1 protein-coding gene is annotated in these 475 nt (G+C 38.3%); it reads right to left on the reverse strand.

The window, feature by feature from the left end:
* Positions 1-475: 6-bladed beta-propeller (locus tag AWN68_RS13345; protein ID WP_157716212.1), on the reverse strand; the 475-nt coding region annotated here is incomplete at both ends.

The raw sequence follows: 475 nt of genomic DNA on the forward strand, positions 1-475 counted from the left end.
AAGGTTATCGGTAAATATGAGCTCATTACCATTTGGAGGTGTGCCTATTTGGTGAAAAACGTAGCCTTTTTTATAAGGGATCATTGCCCAACCACTAATTGATTTGTCATACCTGGCTTCAATGGACCCAATGTATTCACCAGCCTCAGTATAATGTTGAATTCTTCTTGACCATCCGCTAAATAGCGCTATTTGGCCATCCTTAAACCATGCATCGCTAATATTTCTATACTCTTCTGGGCCCAGACCACTCTTGCAAATTTCATTGATATAGTTTCCTTGCTCATCGAAAATGATAAGTCTAGCTGGTTTATTAATAGGCATGTAAGGAATGACAAAGCCCGAAGGCGTTTTGAAATAATGTTCAATCTCACCTAATAGTGTCTTTTCAGTTTCTTCTAATCTGATGATTTCAATATGTTCAATGGCATCGAAGAAGCTTGTTCTTGGGGCATCAATATCAATCTCAAAACGC

Origin of the sequence: Roseivirga echinicomitans, from assembly GCF_001592935.1 — a bacterium.
GTDB classification, from domain to species: Bacteria; Bacteroidota; Bacteroidia; order Cytophagales; family Cyclobacteriaceae; genus Roseivirga; species Roseivirga echinicomitans.